2 protein-coding genes are annotated in these 2,722 nt (G+C 64.4%); both read right to left on the minus strand.

The genetic code is table 11. The features are described from left to right. Positions 1-148: 148 nt before the first annotated feature. Complete coding sequence (locus BMF89_RS21305) at positions 149-940, minus strand: ATP-binding protein (protein WP_078109038.1); 792 nt, start codon at positions 938-940, stop codon at positions 149-151. Continuing rightward, complete coding sequence (gene istA, locus BMF89_RS21310; RefSeq protein WP_078109039.1) at positions 937-2,481, minus strand: IS21 family transposase; 1,545 nt, start codon at positions 2,479-2,481, stop codon at positions 937-939. The genes BMF89_RS21305 and istA overlap by 4 nt, the downstream gene beginning before the upstream one ends. Positions 2,482-2,722: the final 241 nt, after the last annotated feature.

The raw sequence follows: 2,722 nt of genomic DNA on the forward strand, positions 1-2,722 counted from the left end.
TGTCAACGGCAACTTAGAAATGACCGGGCGCGGTATGTTGGGTTGCCCGTTGGCGGCAAGTGATTGACCGGGCGCGGCAGATATTTTTGGACAGGGTCAGGCGCCCCGGGCGTGCCGGGTTGGCCGGGCGTCTGACCAGGGTTTGGGGTTAGTTCATGGGGCGGGTTCCTTTCCCGTTTTGAGCTTGCATGAGCCTGACGGAGTCGCCGCTGGTTTGGCAGAGGTGGGCGTGGTGGAGGAGCCGGTCCACTGTCGCGGTGGCGATGGTTTTGGGCATGAGCTCATCGAACCCTGACGGGTGGATATTTGAGCTGATCGCCAGGGCGCGCTTCTCGTAGGAGGCTTCCACGACCCGGTAGAAGCCCTCCGCGGCGTCGGCGGAAACCGGCAAAAGCCCGATGTCATCGATACAAATCAAATCCACGCTGGTGGCGCGGGTGATGGCTTTGTTGACGCTGTCATCGATGCGGTGCCGGCGCACGAGAGCGCCGAGGTCTTCCATGCTCAGCCAGGACACGGACATGCCTTGATCGATGGCCTGCTGGCCCAGTGCTTCCAGGAGCAGGGTTTTGCCGGTGCCGGAGGGCCCGCAGGCGATCAGGTTCTCGCGCCGCCGCACCCACTCCAGGGTCCGCAGGAACGAGGTCGTCGCGGCGGGGAGGGTGGAGAGGGTCTCGTCCCAGACGTCGAAGGTTTTCCCGGACGGGAAGCCTGCGCGTTTGCGGCGGGTGGCCAGCATTGACCGATTCCGGCCGGTAGCTTCGGCTTCGAGGAGGACACGGATGACTTCGGTGGGGTCCCAGCGTTGGGCTTTCGCGGTCGCCAGGACGTCGGCGACGACGGCGCGGGCGTGCGGCATCCGGGTCGTGCGCATCAGCCCGATCACGTTCTCCAGCGCCGGGTCCGATAGCGGGCTGGGGGCAACGGCTGTCGAGCTCATTCAGTGGCTCCTTCAAAGTCGTCATCAGTGGTGGCGGCCGGGGTGGTGCCGAAGTTGGCCCAGCCGCTGGTGCCCTGGCTGAGCCATCGGCCTTGGTCGGTGACGGCATGGATGGTGGCGGTGGGGTGGCTCTTCCCGTCGGCGGTATTGATGATGGAGAGCAGGTCCTCGTGGGTGAAGCGATGGTGCACCGCGGCCGCTCCCAGGCCCTTGTCGACCTCGTCGCTGCCCAGGACCTTGGCAAGGGTGACGGCGCGTTCCATTTTGTGCCGGATCTTTCCAGTCCCGGCCGCGGCGGCTTCCTTGAGCCAGAGCGCTGCCCCGGCGCCCAGGGCCAGGAATTCTTCCTCGGCCTGGTTGGTCGGGCGGATCACCCGGTCCAAAGCGCCGGCGGGGGCTGGCGGGAAGTGCGCGTCAATGATCGCGGGGGTGCCGGGGCGGGTGAGCTGGTGCCGGGCGACCTCGACCGGGCCGGCGTCACCGACGTGGACGATGACGACATCGGTCTCGGTTCCGCGCACCCAGACCATCTCACCCATCAGGGTGTGCGGGACGGAGTACCGGCATTGTTCGAACGTGATCATGGGCATGTTTGGCGGAACCTGGCGGGTCTGGCCGAAACTCGCCGTCACCGGGGTTTCCGGGACCGGATGCAGCCGGGGTCGCTCGAGAACACGGAGCATGTCCTTCGGGATCTCCAGCGTTGCCCGGTGCACCCGCGAATTCACCTCCTCCATGAACGCCTCGCACGCCGCCTCCAGTTCGGCGAAGGAACGGTACTCGGGCAGCAGGTTGGTCTCTTTCGGGACGAGATCGGCTTTGGCGATCTTGACCGCGTTCTCCACCCCGCCCTTGGAGGCAGGGTCTGCCGGGATGCACGTCTGCAGGGACGTCGAATAGTGCCTGGAAAACGCGACAATCTGGTGATTGCGGACCGGGATCCCGGCGATGTGCTCGATCGTGACAGTCTTTTCGTTATCGGTCAAAATGTAGGTCGGGATCCCGCCGACCAGCCGGAATGTCCGGTCCAGGGCGGCGAAGACGCTCGGCATTGTCTTGTCCCGCAAGGCGATCACGATCCGGAACCGCGAGAAGGCCAGCCAGGCCACGAACAACACGGTCTTCACCCCCTCGACCACGGGGCCATCCCCGTAGTCGAACTGGAGCCATAGCCCTGGCTCCGGAGTCCAGGGCCGGTGCACGCGCACGCTCCTTGCCCGGTATTTCGCCTTCAGTTCAGCCAGTGTGGTCCTGGTTGTCCGCTCGCACCCGGTGAACCCCAGAGCGAGGAGCTTCTCATGCACGACATCGCCGCGGATCTTCCCGCGGGACTGCTCGACCCAGGAGATCATCTGCGGCAGGAACGGGTCGGTCATACGGCCGCGTTGCCGGGCCACCGGAGCCTGCGCGCCTTCCTGACGGGCCTTCACATAAGAGCGCACCGTGTTATGCGAAACGCCGCAGATCTTCGCGGCATCCCGGTAGGACCGGGTCAGATCATAAGCAGCTAAAATTTCCATGAACTCTCCTGGAGACTTCACAACGAGCCCCTTCCTTCCCGTAACGGGGTGAAATACAGACGATCGACATCGCCATTTCACCGCGGAAGGAAGGGGCTCTCCTCGTAACGACACGAGGGATGGACAAGGGAATCCCCGGCACACCACGCCACCAAAGGTGGCCGAATACTGTTCAAAAATGCTTGCCGCCACGGGTCAAAACCCTGCCGCGAACGGTCAGTCGGATTTTCCGACTCCGGTCAGTTTAAAGTTGCCGCTTACA

This window comes from Arthrobacter sp. SRS-W-1-2016 (genome assembly GCF_002009585.1).
In the GTDB taxonomy this organism is placed as follows: domain Bacteria; phylum Actinomycetota; class Actinomycetes; order Actinomycetales; family Micrococcaceae; genus Arthrobacter; species Arthrobacter bambusae_A.